This window comes from Dietzia sp. CQ4, from assembly GCF_014145125.1.
GTDB lineage: Bacteria > Actinomycetota > Actinomycetes > Mycobacteriales > Mycobacteriaceae > Dietzia > Dietzia natronolimnaea.
Genome location: NZ_JAALDZ010000437.1, coordinates 1 through 784 on the forward strand (window position 1 = coordinate 1; position 784 = coordinate 784).

At 70.8% G+C, this 784-nt stretch carries 2 protein-coding genes; one reads left to right on the forward strand and one right to left on the reverse strand.

Annotated features, from left to right (window positions below; genetic code table 11):
* Window positions 1–298 (reverse strand): porin PorA family protein (locus tag G6031_RS18405; protein WP_187702392.1); only part of this gene is annotated, 298 nt, incomplete at its 3' end.
* 103 nt (window positions 299–401) lie between these two features.
* Between G6031_RS18405 and G6031_RS18410 the strand changes: the two genes are divergently transcribed.
* Window positions 402–784, forward strand: a 383-nt coding sequence (locus G6031_RS18410) for an acyltransferase (RefSeq protein ID WP_182654066.1), incomplete at its 3' end; no start/stop codon positions are given.

Consider the following 784-nt stretch of genomic DNA (forward strand, 5'->3'; position numbering starts at 1 on the left):
CGCCGTCCCCGGGGGCGTCGGCGTCCTCGTCGCCGGCCGCGTCGTCGGCGCTGCACTCCGGCCGGGTGGAGTTGAGCTCGGTCGGCGAGTTGCCGGCCAGGGCCGCGCCCACCAGGACCGCGCCCTGCGTGGTGTCGGTGACGGTGGTGGTGTTGATGTCCAGCGGGGTCTTCTTCTGCGCCGGCACGACGAAGAAGACGAGCGCCAGTGCGATAGTGATGAGGAACGCGCCGAGCCCGACGAGGACCAGTGCGGGCACTGACGACCTCCGTCCCGCGGAACTGCTCTGTCGTGCCATCGGTTGTCCTCCTGGAGTCGCACCCTGGATCCGCCGGTTACCGCCGGGTAGCTTCCCGGGTCGGTCGCCGGACCGGACCATCATCAGGAGAAGATTAACAGTGATGAAGAACGCATTCGCCACCCCCGACCGACAAGTCGGAACTCTCCCGTCCGCCACCGGCTTCGTGCCGGCGCTGGAGGGCTTCCGCGCGGTCGCCGCGCTCTCGGTCCTCACCACTCACGTCGCGTTCCAGACCGGCTCCTCCACGGGGTCGGCGATCAACCGGGTCTGGGGCCGGTTCGACCTGTCCGTGGCGGTCTTCTTCGCCTTGTCCGGGTTCCTGCTGTGGCGCGCCCACGCCCTCCACGCCCGTCGGGGCGGGCCCGGCACCGCGCGGTCCGCGGGGGCCTACCTGCGTTCCCGCCTCGTCCGGATCATGCCGGCCTACCTCGTGGTGGTGGCCGCGGTGTTCCTGCTCATCCCCCGGAACGCGCACAGTTCGGC